The organism is Imperialibacter sp. (assembly GCF_048007035.1).
Classification (GTDB): Bacteria; Bacteroidota; Bacteroidia; order Cytophagales; family Cyclobacteriaceae; genus Imperialibacter.
On sequence record NZ_CP180355.1, the window covers coordinates 1,418,324 to 1,436,634 of the forward strand.

At 46.4% G+C, this 18,311-nt stretch carries 17 protein-coding genes; 10 read left to right on the top strand and 7 right to left on the bottom strand.

Going from position 1 to position 18,311, the window contains the following annotated elements; genetic code table 11:
* Positions 1-79: 79 nt before the first annotated feature.
* Both ACMVP2_RS06405 and ACMVP2_RS06410 read left to right on the top strand, forming a co-directional pair.
* Positions 80-670, top strand: a complete 591-nt coding sequence (locus tag ACMVP2_RS06405) for a hypothetical protein (RefSeq protein WP_350130271.1) — start codon at positions 80-82, stop codon at positions 668-670.
* A gap of 2 nt (positions 671-672) precedes the next feature.
* On the top strand, positions 673-2,328 hold the full coding sequence (locus tag ACMVP2_RS06410; protein ID WP_416867103.1) for a flotillin family protein: 1,656 nt from the start codon (positions 673-675) through the stop codon (positions 2,326-2,328).
* Positions 2,329-2,384: 56 nt separating this feature from the next.
* Here the strand turns inward: ACMVP2_RS06410 and ACMVP2_RS06415 are convergent, their stop codons facing one another.
* From ACMVP2_RS06415 to ACMVP2_RS06440, 6 genes are all read right to left on the bottom strand, one after another.
* Positions 2,385-3,749, bottom strand: coding sequence for a sodium-dependent transporter (locus tag ACMVP2_RS06415; RefSeq protein WP_416867104.1), 1,365 nt, complete (start codon positions 3,747-3,749; stop codon positions 2,385-2,387).
* 297 nt (positions 3,750-4,046) lie between these two features.
* Positions 4,047-5,072: a hypothetical protein gene (locus ACMVP2_RS06420; RefSeq protein WP_416867105.1), complete on the bottom strand. Its 1,026-nt coding sequence runs from the start codon at positions 5,070-5,072 to the stop codon at positions 4,047-4,049.
* Between the two features lie 96 nt (positions 5,073-5,168).
* Positions 5,169-5,759: a hypothetical protein gene (locus ACMVP2_RS06425; protein ID WP_416867106.1), complete on the bottom strand. Its 591-nt coding sequence runs from the start codon at positions 5,757-5,759 to the stop codon at positions 5,169-5,171.
* Between the two features lie 62 nt (positions 5,760-5,821).
* Positions 5,822-7,117 (bottom strand): hypothetical protein, encoded by a 1,296-nt coding sequence (locus ACMVP2_RS06430; RefSeq protein ID WP_416867107.1) that lies wholly within the window; start codon positions 7,115-7,117, stop codon positions 5,822-5,824.
* Between the two features lie 16 nt (positions 7,118-7,133).
* Positions 7,134-7,682 (bottom strand): YceI family protein, encoded by a 549-nt coding sequence (locus tag ACMVP2_RS06435; protein ID WP_416867108.1) that lies wholly within the window; start codon positions 7,680-7,682, stop codon positions 7,134-7,136.
* Between the two features lie 216 nt (positions 7,683-7,898).
* Complete coding sequence (locus tag ACMVP2_RS06440) at positions 7,899-9,566, bottom strand: amidase (RefSeq protein ID WP_416867109.1); 1,668 nt, start codon at positions 9,564-9,566, stop codon at positions 7,899-7,901.
* 45 nt (positions 9,567-9,611) lie between these two features.
* Here ACMVP2_RS06440 and ACMVP2_RS06445 point away from each other — a divergent pair, with 45 nt between their 5' ends.
* The 6 genes from ACMVP2_RS06445 to ACMVP2_RS06470 all read left to right on the top strand — a co-directional run bounded on the left by ACMVP2_RS06445 (position 9,612) and on the right by ACMVP2_RS06470 (position 17,246).
* Positions 9,612-11,174: a sulfatase-like hydrolase/transferase gene (locus ACMVP2_RS06445; RefSeq protein WP_416867110.1), complete on the top strand. Its 1,563-nt coding sequence runs from the start codon at positions 9,612-9,614 to the stop codon at positions 11,172-11,174.
* Positions 11,171-12,691: a sulfatase family protein gene (locus ACMVP2_RS06450; protein WP_416867111.1), complete on the top strand. Its 1,521-nt coding sequence runs from the start codon at positions 11,171-11,173 to the stop codon at positions 12,689-12,691. The genes ACMVP2_RS06445 and ACMVP2_RS06450 overlap by 4 nt, the downstream gene beginning before the upstream one ends.
* A gap of 195 nt (positions 12,692-12,886) precedes the next feature.
* Positions 12,887-13,690 (top strand): helix-turn-helix domain-containing protein, encoded by an 804-nt coding sequence (locus tag ACMVP2_RS06455; protein WP_416867112.1) that lies wholly within the window; start codon positions 12,887-12,889, stop codon positions 13,688-13,690.
* Positions 13,691-13,751: 61 nt separating this feature from the next.
* The gene (locus ACMVP2_RS06460) at positions 13,752-14,288 is read left to right on the top strand and encodes a dihydrofolate reductase family protein (RefSeq protein WP_339789799.1); all 537 of its coding nucleotides are present in this window, start codon (positions 13,752-13,754) and stop codon (positions 14,286-14,288) included.
* A 68-nt stretch (positions 14,289-14,356) separates the two neighbouring features.
* Entirely contained in the window at positions 14,357-14,782 is a 426-nt protein-coding gene (locus tag ACMVP2_RS06465) for a DUF1801 domain-containing protein (RefSeq protein ID WP_416867113.1), read from the top strand.
* A gap of 100 nt (positions 14,783-14,882) precedes the next feature.
* Positions 14,883-17,246, top strand: coding sequence for an IPT/TIG domain-containing protein (locus tag ACMVP2_RS06470; RefSeq protein WP_416867114.1), 2,364 nt, complete (start codon positions 14,883-14,885; stop codon positions 17,244-17,246).
* 61 nt (positions 17,247-17,307) lie between these two features.
* Here the strand turns inward: ACMVP2_RS06470 and ACMVP2_RS06475 are convergent, their stop codons facing one another.
* Positions 17,308-17,541, bottom strand: a complete 234-nt coding sequence (locus ACMVP2_RS06475; RefSeq protein ID WP_416867115.1) for a hypothetical protein — start codon at positions 17,539-17,541, stop codon at positions 17,308-17,310.
* Positions 17,542-17,604: 63 nt separating this feature from the next.
* On the opposite strand from ACMVP2_RS06475, the gene ACMVP2_RS06480 reads away from it, so the two are divergent.
* Positions 17,605-17,928: a nucleotidyltransferase family protein gene (locus tag ACMVP2_RS06480; RefSeq protein WP_151999651.1), complete on the top strand. Its 324-nt coding sequence runs from the start codon at positions 17,605-17,607 to the stop codon at positions 17,926-17,928.
* Positions 17,897-18,247 carry a DUF86 domain-containing protein gene (locus tag ACMVP2_RS06485; RefSeq protein ID WP_151999650.1) on the top strand — a complete coding sequence of 117 codons (351 nt, stop codon included), beginning with the start codon at positions 17,897-17,899 and terminating at the stop codon, positions 18,245-18,247. The genes ACMVP2_RS06480 and ACMVP2_RS06485 overlap by 32 nt, the downstream gene beginning before the upstream one ends.
* The last annotated feature ends 64 nt before the right edge of the window (positions 18,248-18,311 follow it).

Genomic DNA, 18,311 nt, shown 5'->3' on the forward strand with positions numbered 1-18,311 from the left:
CTTTATTCTCTTTTCATAATAGGAAATTTCTCAACACTTCGTATTTTACTGAACCTTTCAACCCTAAGGTTCAAAAAGAATGATTGAGCAATACACCAATTGGTGGGAAACCCTTACTCTGCTTCAGAAAATATACTGGTCGCTGGCAGTTCCATTCACTCTTTTTTTCCTGTTGCAGATGCTGATGACCCTCATCGGCGGTGGCGATATGGGCGACGATTTGTCTACCGATGCAGAGATAGACGGCGACACCGGCATTCCTTTTCAGTTCCTTACGTTGAAAAACCTTGTGGCCTTCTTCTCCATTTTTTCCTGGACGGGTATAGCCTGCCTGGATAGCGGCATGTCGGATGGCTGGTCATTGGTAGCTTCCTCGGTCGCCGGGCTGGCTATGATGTTAATTATGGCCAGCATCTTTTACTTTCTTTCGAAGGCCGACGAAAGCGGCAACCTGAAAATGAGCAATGCGAAAGGAAAATTGGGTGAGGTTTACCTTACTATTGCCTCAAAGCGAAACAGCATAGGCCAAATCCAGATAAAAGTACAGGGTTCGCTGAGAACCCTGGAGGCCATCACCGACGATGAGACCGATATTAAAACGGGCAAAGTGGTGAAAGTCAGTGATGTTATAGACAATAATCTACTCTTAGTTACCGCAAACTTTAGCTGAATATGAGCGTATTCGCATTACCCGTAGTGGCCATTGTGGCCCTCTTTATTTTTATCATCCTCATCACATTTTTTAGTCGCTACAAGCGATGCCCCTCTGACAGGGTAATGGTTGTCTACGGAAAAGTGGGCGGCGGTACCGACGGCCATAGCTCCTCCAAGTGTATTCACGGTGGCGCTGCGTTTGTGTGGCCGGTGTTTCAGGACTACGCTTTTCTCGACCTCACTCCTAATTCGATAGAGGTGAACCTTACCAATGCTCTCAGCAAGCAAAACATCAGGGTTGACGTGCCTTCCCGCTTTACTGTGGGTATCTCCACAGAAACAGGCGTGATGGAAAATGCAGCTGAAAGACTGCTCGGGTTAACCAAAGACCATATCCATGACCTCGCCAAAGACATCATTTTTGGTCAGCTGAGGCTGGTGGTGGCTATGATGGACATTGAAGAAATCAACAGCAACCGTGACAAGTTTCTGGCGAATGTGGCCAGCAATGTGGAAGCAGAACTAAAGAAAATTGGCCTTAAGCTCATCAACGTAAACGTAACCGACATCAAAGATGAGTCGGGCTACATAGAGGCGCTTGGAAAAGAAGCAGCCGCCAAGGCTATTAACGACGCCCGCAAGAGTGTGGCTGAAAAAACCAGAGACGGATCTATCGGCGAGGCGATGGCGCACCAGGACCAGCGGGTGCAGGTGGCTGATGCCAACGCCCTTGCAAAAATTGGTGAGGCCAATGCAGCACAAAAAGAACGGATCCAAATTGCCAATGCCGACTCCAGCGCTAAAGTGGGCGAGTCAGAAGCTTTGGCGAAAGCCAATATTGGTGAGGCCGAAGCGCAAAAGACCGAAAGAATTCAAACCTCCGAGGCCAACGCCAGGGCGGTTGAAGGCGAAAACAAGGCCAAAATTGATATAGCCAATTCTGAAGCTGACAGACGGGAAAAAGAAGCTGAGGCCCTTAGAAAAGCCATGGCGGCCGAAAAGGTGAAGCAAGCCAAAGCGCTGGAGGAGTCGTATGCAGCCGAGCAAGCAGCGGAAAACGCCAGAGCCCAAAGAGACAAAGCCAGCCAAACGGCCAACATTGTGGTGCCTGCAGAAATCGACAAGCTCAAGGTAGAGATTGCCGCCGAGGCTGAAGCCGAAATGATTAGACGACGTGCCAAAGGTGAGGCCGATTCAATAATAATGAGGAGAGAAGCGGAAGCCAAAGGTATTTATGAAGTGCTGACCAAGCAGGCAGAAGGTTTGAAACAAATAGTGAACGCAGCCGGCAACAGCTCGAAAGATGCAGCGATGCTTATCATTGCTGAAAAACTACCCGAGCTGGTAAGGCTACAGTCAGAAGCCATCAAGAATATCCAAATAGAGAAAATCACCGTTTGGGATTCGGGCACTGGCAAAGACGGCAAGACGTCGACAGCCAACTTCCTTTCCGGCATGTACCAGTCGGTACCCCCACTGAAAGAAATCTTTGAGATGGCCGGCCTTGAGCTACCAGCCTATTTGGGCGAAGCAGCGAAAAAGGTAGCCGCAACGGAAATAAAGGAAACGACCTCAGAGAAGAAGGAAGAAAAACCTGCTGAAACAAAGCCTTCGCAACCAGCAAAGGTGAAAGATGATCCGAAGAAAGGATTAGGCCCTGCGCCTAAGAAGTAAAACTATAGCGATCCGGGAAGTCTGGTAATCAGCACTTCCCGGATCGCTTTTTCGTTTTAGAATATCCCCATCATATTGATCAGCACTAGCCCGATAACCGCCGGGCACACAATGCGAATAAAGAATCGCCAAATGGCTGCCGGAGTGATACCCGCCACAAGCTCTTTCTTGAAAAATGGAGCTCCCTCAGCTATTTCATCCGAAATCTTGGTGATGTCCATAACCCAACCAGTGTAAAGACAGGTCATCAACGCCACAATGACAATGAAGAAGGTGCCAAAGAAGAAGTCCATGATGTCCATCACACCCCCATAGGTATTGCCAAATACTGTGATAGAAACATTGGTAAATATGTCGGCTCCGCCACTGGAGAGTGCAGATGGCAGTCCTACTACTGTGGCGGCAATCCCTACCACCCAGGCAGCCTTTTTTCGGCTCCAGTTTTTGTTGTCGATGAAAAAGGATGCAGGCACTTCAATCATTGCAATGGAAGACGTAAGAGCAGCCAGGCAAAGCAGGAGAAAGAAAAAAGCCCCTATGATATTGCCGCCGGCAGGTAACGATTCAAAAATGACTGGTAGTATCTTAAAAACCAAAGTGGGACCCTGGTCCGGCTGCATGCCGAAAGCAAACACGGCAGGGAAAATCATTAAGCCACCCAGCAGTGCCACACCAGTATCCATAATACCTACCCAAAGACCTGAGCTTACGATGTTACTGTCCTTTGGCAGATAAGAGCCATAGGTGATCATCATTCCCCAGCCGATACTCATAGAGAAAAAGGCCTGACCGAGAGCGGCTAGAATAGTCCCTCCTCCGATTTTGCTAAAGTCCGGAACAAGGTAGTACTCAATACCCGCCATTGCTCCAGGAAGCGTTACGCTCCTGATAATTACAACTATCAACAAAACAAACAACACAGGCATCATGATTTTGGCTGCCTTTTCGATGCCTCCACTTATGCCTCCCAAAACGATAAGTGTGGAAGCCGCCATGAATATGCCGAAGAGTGGTAAAATTGCGACCGGATTAGCCCGGAAAACATCAAAATCCAGAGGTATGTCGAACAGGGCGGTATACATATATCCGATTGTCCAGCCCGCAATAACGCCGTAATAAGAGAGCACAAAGAAGCTTACGCAAAGCGATAATATACCTCCGCCAAAAACCCAAAACTTACTTCCTCCTGTATCCTTAAATGCACCCACAGGGTTTTTTCGGGAAAAACGTCCAAGCCCCATTTCATTAAAAAGTAAGGGAGCTCCTACCAGAAGGATGCAGATAAAGTAAACAAATACAAAAGCACCTCCACCATTCTCCCCGGTCAGGTAAGGGAACCTCCAAATGTTACCCAAACCCACAGCGGAGCCTGCAGCGGCCATTACAAAACCAAACTTACTTCCCCAGTTATCTCTAGCCATAGTTGTTTATTTGACCTTCGAAAATAAAGGGAAAATCGTAGGCCTCCATATAAGGCATCTCATATTCCACTAGCGGCGGTGAAAAAAGTTGACTTGGCTACGTAACCTCCAGTTGTAAAGTGAAGTCAAAGCGCTAACAAAGAAATGGTGTTAAATGTCTATACAGCTAAATTTTTAGCATCCTTTTCGCAAAAACCACGTAATTAGCATTATGATTACTCTACTACTACTTTTTCTATTTAGCGTTATCCTTGGCTGGCTCGGTACTTTTTTCAACGTTTTCTAAGACAAACCGATTTACCGCCAAGGTGGTTTCTGGTAAAAAGTTACATACGTACGGCCGTTAAGCACAATCATTGGATCACCGTTTTTGGGATGGTTCCGTTTTTCAAATGTAAATGACTGCGTGCCACCCGATCTGGAACTAGCCACCAACATACTTCCCTGCAAGCTCCATGTGCCTGCATCGGAGGTCTGCGAACTTGTGCCGCCTGTTGCTATCTGCGTTCCATATTGATTGGTTACTGTTGCACTGCCCGAATTTTCACTATAGTATTCGTAGGTGCCGTTTCCGTTGAGAATGATACACTCGTCGGTCGTCCAGCCGCCTGACCCTGTGCTGGTTACATTCACGTAGCACCATTTCCCTGAGAGTTCGGCAGGAGCGAAACCCGAGCTTGTGGAGACTCCAGCCTGTCCGGCAGGCGGCATATTCCCATCAAATTTGTTGTAGACAAGGCTTCCTCCAGGGCCAGTCAATGTCAAAGTATTTCCTCCTAGCTGGTACTGAAACTGCACTGCACCCTGTGGAGTGGAAAGTATCACATTGGTGCCCTGTGTTTGGTAGTTGAAGGAATTACCGTCGATCGCTACCTTGCCGTTGGCCATGAAGTCGAGCACCTGCCCCTGGCTTTCCCACTTGCCAATGATTGAGCCCGCTGGAGGGTCAGCAGCCTGGGTCGGCAGTGTATTGGCAGTGGCCTGCCTTTCCGCCCCGCTTTTCCCGAATGTGATGGCCGCATCCAAATCGCCTCCGGAAAGCGTCAACTTGTCACCCACCAGATTATACTGATAGGTCACGACTTCAGTAGCAAATTTGATCGCTAAACTGTTTTCACCTACAGTATAGGTAATAGATTCACCATCAAACTCTCCAGAACCATTGCTGAGCAGTCGCAAAGTCATGGTGTAACCAAATTCGGTATTGACCCACGTGCCCGGCAGCCCCTGACTTGTCTGTTCTTTTACTTTCGAACCAATTTGCGCTATTGCGGCCTGGTAAAAAATCAAGCCGACGATAAAAATTGCCCTTTTCGTTTTCATAGGACTCGCTTTTCCATGAAAATAGTCAAAAGCGGTTGAAAATCAATGCATAGCAGGATGATAAATTCCTGAAAGTCAAGCCATAAGAAGTTGCGACTAGAGCGGCCGGATAACCAAATTGAAGTCGATGGTAAGCTCATCAGCTACCTTTACAAGGCCCATCATCTTTGACGGCGGCACCATCTCAAAGTCAGTAAAACGCAGAGTTTTTGACCCTACCAGATTATAGAGACTGTAGCTTTTCTCCCAAAAATCGAAATGAACACTCACCTCTCTTTTTCTTCCAGAGAGCTCTATGAGCATCACGGCGTCGTAGCTCGTGACGCCCGGGATAGTGGATGAAACGGCGTTCAATGACAAAAAGCTCACTCCGATTTCAGGATATATGTCAGCCTGGAGGGTTTCCTGGAAGTCGCTGGTAATCATTTTGTGCGCACAATCAAAATCGACAACAGGGAGCGATAGTTTGTTTGGCGAAAATTTGATGTAAGAAGCCGTCCGTTCGGAAAGCTCCAGCGTGTCGGTATACTGGTACGACGACATCCCACAAGTAAATTGATTGACATTGGAAGCCCCATTAATAACCAGGGTACTGGAAGGCTCAATTACCCAGGCAACCATTCTTTTTTCATCTCCATTACTGAAGATGAGAGAGTAAAAGCCAATTACTATGAGGAGGAGCTTCATATCAAAAAGAGAAAGGAATGCCCGCTTGGCGGGCATTCCGTAACTAACTCACCAAAAACCAACTAGAAACTAATGGCAGCTTCAATCATGATACCTTTGAACTCGGCATCGTTGTATTTGCCAGTCCAGCCTTCAGTATACTGCTGATTAACATATTCTAGCTTGGCAACCACATTGTCGGTCATAAACCAACCACCACCCAGGTTGATCCGGTTAATTTTCTGAGTAGCAGTGGCTGCATCCGTCGCTTTTCCACTTACGGCATTGTATCTACCTCCAAGGAACACTTTCTCAGCAGCGCCAATTCTGTAAATCGCTTCAATTGCTGTTTGAGTATATTGTCCGCTGCCCTGATCTTCGCTGTTGGACACTATTTCATAGATACCGAACAACTCAAGTCCCTGATACTTAATGAATGGATTGATCTGGATAGCAGTCATTTGTCTGAATCTTGGGTTGAAGCGAGCATTGGCGTACGCACTGGTTGCATTCACTCCGCTAGCTGCCTCGGCAAGTGAGATCAACGTATTGTAGTACCTGTCTCCTGCTCTATCACCACCGTAGAGGTAAAAGCCTGTAGATAAACCACTGTTCATGTACCAGCTACCAGTAAGTCTAAATCTAAGGTCATCGTTGAACTGCTTGTCGTAACCCACTTTTCCGTAGAAGGAAATTTTATTGTCGGTGGTAGGCGTAATTACCACACTCTGGTTCAACTTACCATTAGAAATACCCAGCACGCCTATGAAGCCATTGCTTTGAGCATTTGCCTCAATAAAAGCTTCCGTGGTGAAAGAGTCCATGATATAGTTGCCAACAAAAGGGTTAAATATGGCCCTGGCATTGTCAGTTCTTCTGAAATGTGCATCACCAAAGTTGATCTCGTCCAAACCTACTCTGAAGGTAACTACTTTCATTAGATCAGATGCAAAACCTGGTTTGATAAAGTCAAGCTTGTCGATTTGGATGTAACCACCCTTTACCCAGGATTCGTTGTGGTGTCTGGCAGAAAGGTAGGTTCTCAAGTGCATTCTCATACCGTCAGATAACTGCACGTCAAGGTTAAGGTTGGCTGTTGGGAGGTTTAAGTTAGTACCCAGCTCCAAAAGGCTGTCCAGGGAGTTTGTTTGGTTAATTCCCTGAAATTCGATGGCAAAGTCACCACCCACTCTCACTTTTAAGCCGTCGAAAGGTATAGTATCTGCTTTTGTAGTTTCAAAAACATTGCGGCCTTTTACGTCATTTGTTCTGTAAAACTGAAGGTCAGGTTGCTGAGCCATCAGTGTGCTGGTTGCGGAAAGTCCTAAGACAATCAGTATCCCAAAAAATTTATTTAGCGTTTTCATGATACGGGACATTTATTGGTTTTTTGATTTATTTAGAAAGAATAATTTCATAGGAGATTGTTACCTCTTTTCCTGTGTTGACGGTGCCAAACATAAAAGAGGGTGGTTCTACTTTGTAAGCCTCCATATCGAGGGTATAGGAACCTGTGATTTTGTATTTGCCGTTGGCAAGGGCCTCCAGTTTTCCGTCAAGACTGATGTCTTTGGTTACTCCGGCAATGGTCAATTGACCTGATCCTTGCAAAAGCGATGCGCCTTTAGATTGAGATGTCTTCAGATTGAATATGATCTGCGGATTTTTGTCAGACTTCAGTGCCTTGTAGGCATTGTCATCCATGCCACTCTTGTGACTCTTGAGGGTCGTGACCGGCACGACAAGTTTCAGACCGTCGATGGTTGCTCCTCCCTCAGCTATGCTTGCGTCAACCTGGATTTCTTCCGAAACCATTGTCCAGTCGTGCATAGTTGATGTACCTGCAACTGTGATTTTCGATCCCTTTTCTGCCTTAAATGGCTGCCCGGCTGTAGCAGCTACAGTCAGAAATACGAGGGCGGTAATTGTTAGCAACGTTTTCATGTTTCTAATTGGTTTTGGTGAAACATTTTGATGATGCTAAGGTATAAGCGGGAGTTAGCGTAGGGTATGATGCCACGAACCGAAAAGAGTGACTTTTGTCACTTTCAACAATGCCTTACCAAAAAATTTAATGGAGGTATTCGATGTAAAATCGATCAAATGTGATAAAAAATTCTAAATTAGGATCACTATTTAAAATAATATTTGGCATTAGAGTTATTCTAGCTTAGGATGTTTCTTGTGCCAGTCTGTAGCATTCTGGTATGCTTTTGCCACCGCCAGCACTGTTCCTTCATCAAATAACCGGCCTGTGAAGGTAATGCTGGTGGGAGTGCCATCATCAGAAAAGCCGTTGGGCAGCACCACCGATGGGTGGCCGCTAAGATTGGTGACCCGCAGGTTCTTGCCTTCTCTGGAAGGAGCCAGGTACACATCCACTTTATCAAAAACACTGGTCATGTCCTGGATAAGTTGGGTTCTCAGTCTGTTTGCCTGGATATATTCGACGGCAGGAATTAACCGGGACTCCCTGAAGCTATTGGGCCAGCCCCACTTTAACTGGTTCACCAGCTGGTCGTCCCGCCCACTTAAAGTCAATTCCTCAAAAGCCGCTGCAGCCTCTGCCGAAAGGATGATGGTCATATCCCCAACTGGCTGGTTGGGCAATTCAATTGGTATAAGTTCTGTTCCGAGTTCTTTCAAGACCTGTAGGGCCACGCTATCCTGACCATAAAAAGCATACTCCCCGTCAAAATCCTCCTTGACGTAGCCAATCCTCAATGCTTTCAAATCAATCGTGGGTTCATAGTAAAAAGGAAAATCCAGCACCATAGCGTCTTTTCCGTCAGGTCCGCCAATCGCAGCCAAAACAATGGCACAGTCTTCCACATTGCGGCACAATGGGCCTAGCTTGTCCATGCTCCAGCTAAGGGCCATGGCGCCGTAGCGGCTTACTCTGCCATAAGTGGGCCTCAGGCCAGTTACACCACACACAGTGGATGGTGACACAATCGACCCCAACGTTTCCGAACCAATAGCAAAAGGCAACATGCCTGCTGACACAGTGGATGCCGAACCCGCCGATGAACCGCTACTACCCTTCTCGGTATTCCAGGGGTTCCGTGTTTTACCCCCAAACCAAATATCGCCCATGGCAAGAGCGCCAAGTGTGGTTTTTGCCACCAAAATTGCCCCAGCGTTTTCCAGCCGCTCGACAACAGTCGCATCAACCTCAAACTCCTGGTCTTTGTAGGGCATGGCCCCCCAGGTTGTTTTGAAGCCCTTCTTGGACAGCAAGTCTTTGGCACCAAAAGGAATGCCATGCAAAAGACCTTTGTAGTTACCCTGTGAAATTTCCTTGTCAGCATTTGCAGCTTTTTCAAGTGCATAATCCTCTATGAGGGTCACGATGGCGTGCAGCTGTGGATCAAGCTTCTTAATTCTGTCTATATAAAACTGGGTAAGCTCAAGTGAGGAAATTTGTTTGGTTCGGATGAGCTCCGCCAACTCTCCGATACTCATAAAAGCCAGCTCCTCATCAGTGGCAGGTCGCAAGGTTCCAGTGTAATCGCCAAATTTCAACCCTTTAAAATGGCTTTGGTGGCGAAAGCCCAAGGGGAGCGGATTAAACTGCATGGCTGGCACCACGTCGTTAGCCAATGGGCTCCTGCGCATAGAAAGAAAGCTCTCCCTTTGCGAAGCAATACCCTCAAGCATGGAGTCTGCTTCGGCACGGGTAAGCGGCACTCCTATCAGTTCACCTGCTTTGATAATATTGTCGCAGCTAATCGTTTCCTCATTTGTTAGCGACACGTACTGGCCCAGACAAAAGAAGACAACTGCCACAAGAGTAAATAGAGCGACCTTACCAAATACTGCTTTCATACCTAGGGATTATATCACAGTTTAATGAATAAAATAGAATTCAGCATGGCAAATATTAGCAAGAAGCCATTTATAAATGTGGATGGTTTTCTATTTTTAGCCATGAGGAAAGAATATTGCCCAATTTTTAGTACCAGCTCTCTGGTCGCCCTGTTTTTTTGTCAAGTTTTGGTGGGATGCTCACAAAAGAAAGAGGAGCCTCAAAAACCCAACATTGTTTTCATTTTCACTGATGACCAGCGAGCAGATGCACTGGGAGCAGCGGGTAACGAAATTATTAAAACACCCAACCTCGATGCACTTGCAGAAAATGGTGTGCGCTTCACTAACAACTACTGCATGGGCTCTATTCATGGAGCAGTTTGCGCCCCGAGTCGAGCCATGCTCATGAGTGGCAAAAGCCTTTACCATGTATACGACAAGCTGGACACAGTCACCACCATGCCGCAGGTATTGGCCGCCAATGGTTACACCACTTTTGGCACTGGCAAATGGCACAATGGTGGCGACAGCTTTCTGGCTTCGTTTCAGCAGGGAAAGAACGTATTTCTGGGGGGAATGGATGATCACTTCAATACCGCTGTCCGTGACAAAGTGAATGACTCCACTTTTACCGAACCTGTAGAAAAAGGCTTCTCTACTGATCTTTTTGCTGATGCGATGATAGACTTCATTACCTCACAAAAAGGAGCCGAAAAGCCCTTCTTTGCTTACATTGCCTTCACAGCCCCCCACGACCCGAGAAGTCCATTGCCACAATACCTGGAGCAGTATGCGGGAGACACCGTTCCTTTGCCAGCCAACTTTAAGCCCTGGCACCCATTCAATTTTGGGGAAATAAATGAAATGCAGGTAAGAGATGAGCACCTGGCGCCCTGGCCGAGAGACCCAGGGATGATTCAAGACCAGCTCAGGGAATACTACGCCATGATTACCCATGCCGACAAAAGAATAGGCGACATCATCGCTTCGATTGAAGCCAGCGGCTTTGCCGACAACACAATAATTGTCTACGCCGCCGACCATGGGCTTGCACTGGGAAGCCACGGGCTGGTGGGAAAACAAAGCCTGTATGAGCACAGCATGAAGGCACCACTGGTTTTCGCAGGCCCTGGCTTGCCAGCCAATGAAACCAGAGATGCACTGGTTTACCTCTACGACATTTTCCCTACACTTTGCAACCTCACAGGTATAGAACCACCTGAGGGTGTGGATGGGAAAGACATTTCGAAGGTAATTATGGGCAAAGAAGGAGGTGTAAGAACCTCGCTATTCACCACCTACAGAGGCACGCACCGGGCAGTGCGGGACAAAAAATGGAAATTGATAAGGTACCCGATGATAGACCACACACAGCTCTTCGACCTTGAAAATGATCCTGATGAACTAGTCAATTTGGCTGGAAAAAAGGAACATGAGGTAAAAGTGAGGGAAATGATGGGCTTGTTAAGCAGCTGGCAAAGGAAAACCGACGACACGCTGAAGCTTACCGCCAAAACCATTGTGCCAATGGAGTACGACCCAACTACCTTCGAAAGGAAGCCGGACGTGCACCAACCTCCTTTTGTACTTGAAAAATACTTCAAAGAATACAAAGCGCAACCATGATAAATAGCTCCTCAATAAAGGCACTTTCGCTTGTGACTTTGGTGGCAGCACTTGGCTGCAAAACGGAACCAGCTGAGGAAAGTACGCCTAAACCCAACATCATCGTTATCCTGGCTGACGACCTGGGCTATGGCGATGTGAGCGCTTATGGCTCCAACACCATAAGCACTCCCAATATTGACCAACTTGCTGAAACAGGCCTCCGCTTTACGCAAGGCTATTGTACTTCAGCCACTTGCACACCCTCGAGGTATGGGTTGCTGACAGGTGTTTATCCATGGCGAAATAAGGATGCAAGGGTATTGCCTGGCGATGCACCTGCACTGATACGGCCTGGGATGGCAACTCTCCCCTCCCTTTTAAAGAAAGCTGGCTACAAAACAGCGGTCGTTGGCAAATGGCACCTTGGTCTTGGCGACGGCAATGTAAACTGGAACGAGCGCATTAGCCCAGGCCCAAACGATATCGGCTTTGACTACAGCTACATGATGGCTGCCACTAACGACAGGGTGCCAACAGTTTTTGTAGAAAACCAAAAAGTGGTTGGGCTTGAAGCACACGACCCATTGATGATCAACTATAAGGAGAATTTTCCGGGGGAGCCTACCGGCAAAGACAACCCTGAGTTGCTAAAAATGCACCCTAGTCATGGTCATGACATGAGCATTCACAACGGCATCTCCAGAATAGGCTTTATGAAAGGTGGAAAAGCTGCCCTGTGGCGGGATGAAGACATGGCTGATGTATTTATCGATAAGGCCAGGGAATTTATCACAGAGCAAAAGGATGGTCCTTTCTTCCTGTACTTTGCATTGCACCAGCCCCATGTTCCCCGCACGCCTAACGAAAGATTTGTTGGCCAATCGGGCATGGGGCCACGTGGTGATGCCATTGTGGAAGCCGACTGGTGTGTAGGCGAAATCACAAAACACCTCGAAAGCCTGGGGTTGTCAAAAAATACTTTGATCGTCTTTTCGAGCGATAATGGGCCTGTAATAGACGACGGATATGAGGATCAGGCTGTAGAACTTCTCGGCGATCACCAGCCATTGGGCCTGCTTAGAGGCGGAAAATACAGCCTGTTCGATGGTGGTACGAGGGTTCCATTTATTGTCAGCTGGCCGGGGACAGTTAAGGCTGGCGTTTCGGATGCTTTGGTTTGCCAGGTCGACCTGCCAGCCTCCCTTTCATCGTTGGTAGGTGTAACGGCGGATTCCGGCACCATTGCCGACAGTAAAAACGTGATGGATGCGTTGCTTGGGAAATCTGATATGGGCCGAAGCTCTCTGGTTCTGCATGCATCGGGCACGCAAGCAATTCGTAACCTGAAGTGGTACCTCATTCCTCCACATGATGGCCCGGCAATTTACCAGCACACCAACACAGAGTCAGGGCGTGACACAGCTATGCAACTCTATCAGATATCAGACCCCGGCCAAAAGATAAATGTAGCTGTCGAAAATCCTGAGGCCGTGGCAGAATTGGAGGCACTGCTGCTGGCGGAAAAGAACAAATAAAAAAAGCCCGGCGCTCTAAAAGATCACCGGGCTACCAAACCTAATCAACCGTGCAACGTTAAACGTTGCTGCCCCCGAAAGGGCATTACCAAACTTGGCTTGCAAAGTAGTTAATAGCAAAAATGTGTCTGCTATACACATTGTAAAAAATTGTCATAGAACCGTCTCCCGGGGTCACAATTAGGTCTGTCGCTTATGACACATTTAAAAAACTGCCAGATACCAGAGCAACTCCGTCCCTTTGTTAAGGCGATTTACCTGATGCAGGCGCCTGGCACGTGGGAGCCCCCTCCCCATTCACGAGTACTTCCCGACGGATGTGTTGAACTGTTCGTCAATATTGGCGACACCGCCGATTCATTTGAGGTGAATGGACGAAAAATAAATGGCAGTAGCTTCATCACGTCCCGAATGAACTGCTTTATGGATATTTCCAGCCCGAAACAGGTTCACTTTATTACCGTATGGTTTTATCCGGGTCGATCCTGGCCTTTTTTCGATGTTCCAATGTCAATTGTAGCCAACCAAACAGTGTGTTTGAGCGATATTGGTAAATCGCAGGCTGAAGCGGCGAAAGAGATGGAACAAAGAGTCGAGGCTACTTTGTCCGACGAGGAGAAGGTGCAAGTCGTTCAGGAGTTTCTTATTGAGAAATTGAGTCGAAACTATAGAGCTGAAGAGTCATTTCAATCCACTCTGACACTCATTGAAAAATCGCTGGCCCAGGTCAGCGTCGACTCGATAGCCAGGGCGGTAGGGCTCAGCCATCGGCAATTACTTAGAAAGTATGACCAGTGTTTGGGCTTGGGGCCAAAAGAATACATTAAAATGAGAAGATTTCTCTCAGCTTCTGAGTTGTTGAAAGTGGCCAAATGGAGTCTCACAGACGTCGCCTACGAAACCGGGTATTTCGACCAGGCGCATTTTATCCACGACGCAAAACAGTTTTCCGGGATGACGCCAGGCGAATTGCGCCAGGCAAAAAATGTACTTTTCTGATGTCCGATTTTTACAATTCAAGTAACAACAGCTTACCGACCTTTGTCAAAAAACTTAAATTATGCGCAAAGTAAATCTCTACATCGCTATGAGTCTCGATGGCTACATCGCCAAAGAAGACGACAATATTGATTTTCTGTCACAAGTACAGGTGCCTGGTGAGGACTATGGCTATGCGGAATTCACCGCTGGCATCGACACGGTCATTTGGGGCAGGAAGACATACGACAAAGTATTATCATTTGGAGGAGACTTTCATCACAAGGACAAAAAGGTGTGGGTGCTATCCAATAGCAGAACCGGCAAGGATGAAAACGTTGAGTACTTTAATGACTTGGCGGCTCTCATTAAAAAACTCAAAAAGGAAAAGGGCAAGGACATCTACTGCGACGGTGGTGGCGACCTGGTGTTTGAACTGCTCAAGCACTCTTTCATTGACAGGGTAATCGTTTCGGTCATTCCGCATTTGCTGGGTAACGGCATTAGATTGTTTAAAGACGGCCGCCCGGAGCAAAACCTGACTTTCAAAAAAAGTCTGACTTTCCCCTCGGGGCTGGTGCAGCTATGGTACGATAAAAAGGAAAACAAAAAGGTGTAATGCTTTGGGCTGCAGTCCCTTGCATTTAAAGTAGATTTTTCTTAGTTCCCCAATCAAAATACATCACTATGGCCTACGAATTAAAAACAAAAGTCAACGATGTAAGCGTGGAAGGCTTTCTCGACAAAGTGGAAGATGAGAAAAAACGAAATGATGCCTTTGAGGTGCTGAAGCTGATGAAGGAGGTGACTGGCGAAAAACCAAAGATGTGGGGGTCATCTATAGTTGGTTTTGGCACCTATCGCTACAAATATGCCAGTGGACAGGAAGGTGATTGGATGATAACAGGCTTCTCGCCAAGAAAAACGAGCCTTACGCTCTATATCATGCCAGGCTTTGGGCGGTACGAAGAGCTGATGCAGAAGCTCGGAAAGTACAAAACCGGGAAGTCTTGTCTCTATATCAATAAGTTGACTGATGTAGATGTTGACGTTCTAAAGACGCTGGTCAAAGAGTCGGTGGATTATATGAATAAGAAGTATAACTCTGCCTAATATTCTCTTCGATCGAACGAAAGAAAAATAAAACGAAAAGAAGATTGATAAACATCAAATCTACAACTACTTTTCCGTCAATTTTTCTAGCCCTGTCATCATGATTAATAAACGAGTTCTTGTTTGGCACTGTGTGTCTATTCTATTCCTTGCAAGTATATTCTTTATTGTTTCATGCGGTCAAGAAGACCCAGAGCCCGTTCCGGTAATCTCTAGCTTCAGCCCAGACAACGGGATTGCGGGAGACACTGTGACCATTTTGGGTGAAAACTTTAGCAATTTAGCAGAAGAAAATATTGTAAAGCTCAATGAAACTACAGCAACTGTAATTTCGGCAACCCCCACGGGCTTAGTAGTTAGGGTGCCTGCCACTGCTTCTACCGGGAAAATATCTGTCACCGTAAATGGTCAGACTGGCATTTCTGATATTGCCTTCACAGTGTTCCAGTCTCCAGAAATAGCCAGCTTTTCGCCATCATTTGGGCCGAGTGGGTCAGAAGTAACAATCACTGGAAAAAACTTCAGTTCAGCCCCAGAAGAAAATTTGGTTACACTTGGTGGCATTCCGGTTACGATAGTATCTTCAACCGAAACTACCTTAAATATTATAGTGCCTGAGGAAGCAATAACTGGAAAGTTCGAACTAACTGTACATGAACTTTCTACAAATTCAGTGGAAGAATTCATCGTCCCACCAATAGTTGAAAGCTTTACTCCAAAAAATGGAACCATAGGGTCCACCATTGAAATAACTGGGTCAGGTTTCAGTCCTGAGCCATCCAAAAACATTGTAATGTTCAATGGGGTAGCTGCAACTGTCTCGTCCTCAACTGCTAAGTCAATACTTGTGGTGGTGCCCGAACTGGCAGCGACTGGAAAAATCACTGTCACGGTTAGCAGTCATACTGTTATTTCTCCCGAAGATTTTGCTGTACTACCAATGATAAGCACATTCTCACCTTCGGTTGGTGCAGTCGGGGCAACTGTGACAATTACTGGGTCAGGGTTTAGCATTTCGCCCACCGGAAACTCGGTGAATATCAATGGAGTGCCTGCGATTGTCAGCCAAGTGAGTGCGACAACGATAACTTTCAAAATTCCTGAGACAGCCACTTCCGGACAAATTACAGTGACAACAGAAAGTAATTCGACAACAAGTACGGCGACATTTGAAGTAGTCATTGAAGCCGCCGCCGGTGGTGGCGATTATGATATGGGCAACAGTATTGGAGTTGATAGTTTCGGTAATACGTATATAGTTGGCTCATTCAGAGGATCCGCAGGTTTTGCAGGAACCTTGTTAAGCTCTTTTGGGTCGGACGACATCTTTGTCGCAAAATACAATTCCAATTGTGACCTGACTTGGGTAAAGCAAATAGGAGGCGCAGATTCCGATATCCCGGCAACAATTGTTGTTGACCTGTTGGGCAATTTATATGTGGCAGGAAGAATTTTTAACCAAGCGTCGTTTGGGGGAATTGTGAAAGGGGAATCGGGCAGCAATCTGTTTGTGACAAAATTAAATACATCAGGAGATGTAGCGTGGGTCAAAACCTTTGTCTCCAATAGTTCACAGGTTCCTTCTTTTAGTTCAATGGTATCAGATCTAGCTGGAAATCTATATTTAGCCGGGTTCTTCGCAGAGTCAATTTCAGTTGGATCATCCAGTTTGATTTCTAACGGCGGCACCGACCTATTGATTATGAAGTTGAATTCTGCGTCTGGAGATTTATTGTGGGCAAAAAATATGGGGGGAGATTCTGACGACTTTGGAAGTGCTATTGAAATTAATGCCAACGATGAGTTATTCCTGGCTGGTGCGTTTTTTGAAACTACTCATTTAGGGGACAAATCTCTTACGTCACTCGGTTCTTTGGATGCATTTGTTGCAAAGCTCGATGCAGAGGGGAATCCGATTTGGGTAAAACAACTTGGGGGTGGTAACTATGATAATATTTACTCTTTAGCGGCTGATAGTCAGGGGAACCTTTACGGGGTAGGATACTTTACGGGATCAGCCACAATTGCTTCAGCCCCTATTGTTGCTCAAGGAAACGAAGATATCCTCATTGCTAAATTTGCGACTTCTTCGGGCGATCTAGTTTGGGTGAAAACTGAAGGAGGGTATAATTACGACAACGCTCGATCCGTTGACCTCGATAATAACGGGAATATTTATGTAACTGGATACTTCTCAACCAGCGCCTTTGACGATTTTGGTCTCACTACAGAAATGAACAGTCGTGATGCCTTTGTAGCCAAATACAATCCGAGTGGGGAAATTCTATGGGCTCAAAAAGCTGGCGGACCGGAAGATGACTATGGTCAGGCTTTGGCTGTTGGAGCTAACGGTATTGTCCACATTACCGGAAGCTTTACTGAAACAGTTACATTTGGATCTACTGCATTAACAAGTTTTGGAGGAAGCGATATCTTTCTTTGGAAAATATGGCAAGGAGAATAACTCAATTTTCGAAGAGCCCATTACTCAAGGTCAATAACACCACTTCACCACCCTTACCTCCTCAGCAGGCATTGCTCCTGCTTCTTTTGAGCCTCTTTGCCAGCACCACATCGCCAGTTGAATCATGGTAAGCCGCAAGCTGCCGATCCTTGTCACTGCCAATGGAGTTGGTGCGAAAGGTACCGGCGTTGACAGAGGTACTTGCCCATCCGGGGCCAAGAACGGTTTCGGCGATGTGGGCCTGGCAAGCAACTATCAATAGAGTTATTTCTACTCTTGGAGATACTCTCGGCATATCGGGAGTCGTTACTGGACTAAATTATGAGAGAAAAATATTTGTTATATTTACATGCGACGGATGAAAATCATCAAGGATCATATTGACGAAATATCCACCCTATGCAAAAAGCACAAGGTAATTGAGCTGTTCGCCTTTGGTTCCATACTATCAGACTCTTTTGATGCTGACAGTGATGTCGATTTTCTGGTGAAGTTTGGTGATGTGAATTTGGCCGACTATTTCGACAACTATATGAACCTGAAAGAATCTTTGGAATCTCTACTCGGCAGAAAAGTGGATCTTTTAGAAGTCCAAACCCTTCGGAATCCTATTCTAATTAAATCTATCAATAGAACCAAGGCGCTGGTTTATGGACGAAAAGGTACTGAAGTGGCTATATGACATTGATGGCTCCATCAATGAAATTGAAAGCTATTTCGACGGGCAAGCACACGACTTTATCAGCTACCAAAGAAATCTTCTTTTGAAGAGAGGTGTCGAGAGAAATCTGGAAATTATTGGCGAAGCCGTTCGAAGGGTTCTTGACAAGGAGCCCGAATTCCCAATCACAAATGCTATCAGAATCGTTGGGTTGAGAAATCAAATCATTCATTCCTACGATAATATCTCCGATGAAAACATTTGGGCTATTTTGACAAAACACCTCCCCTTGCTAAAGTCCGAAATCAAACGCCTGATAAAAGATGCGGATATGGACTAATGCCAACCTTTTGTCCCAACCCCGACCTCCCAATCCAATCCATTCCCTATTTTTGCATGTAAAT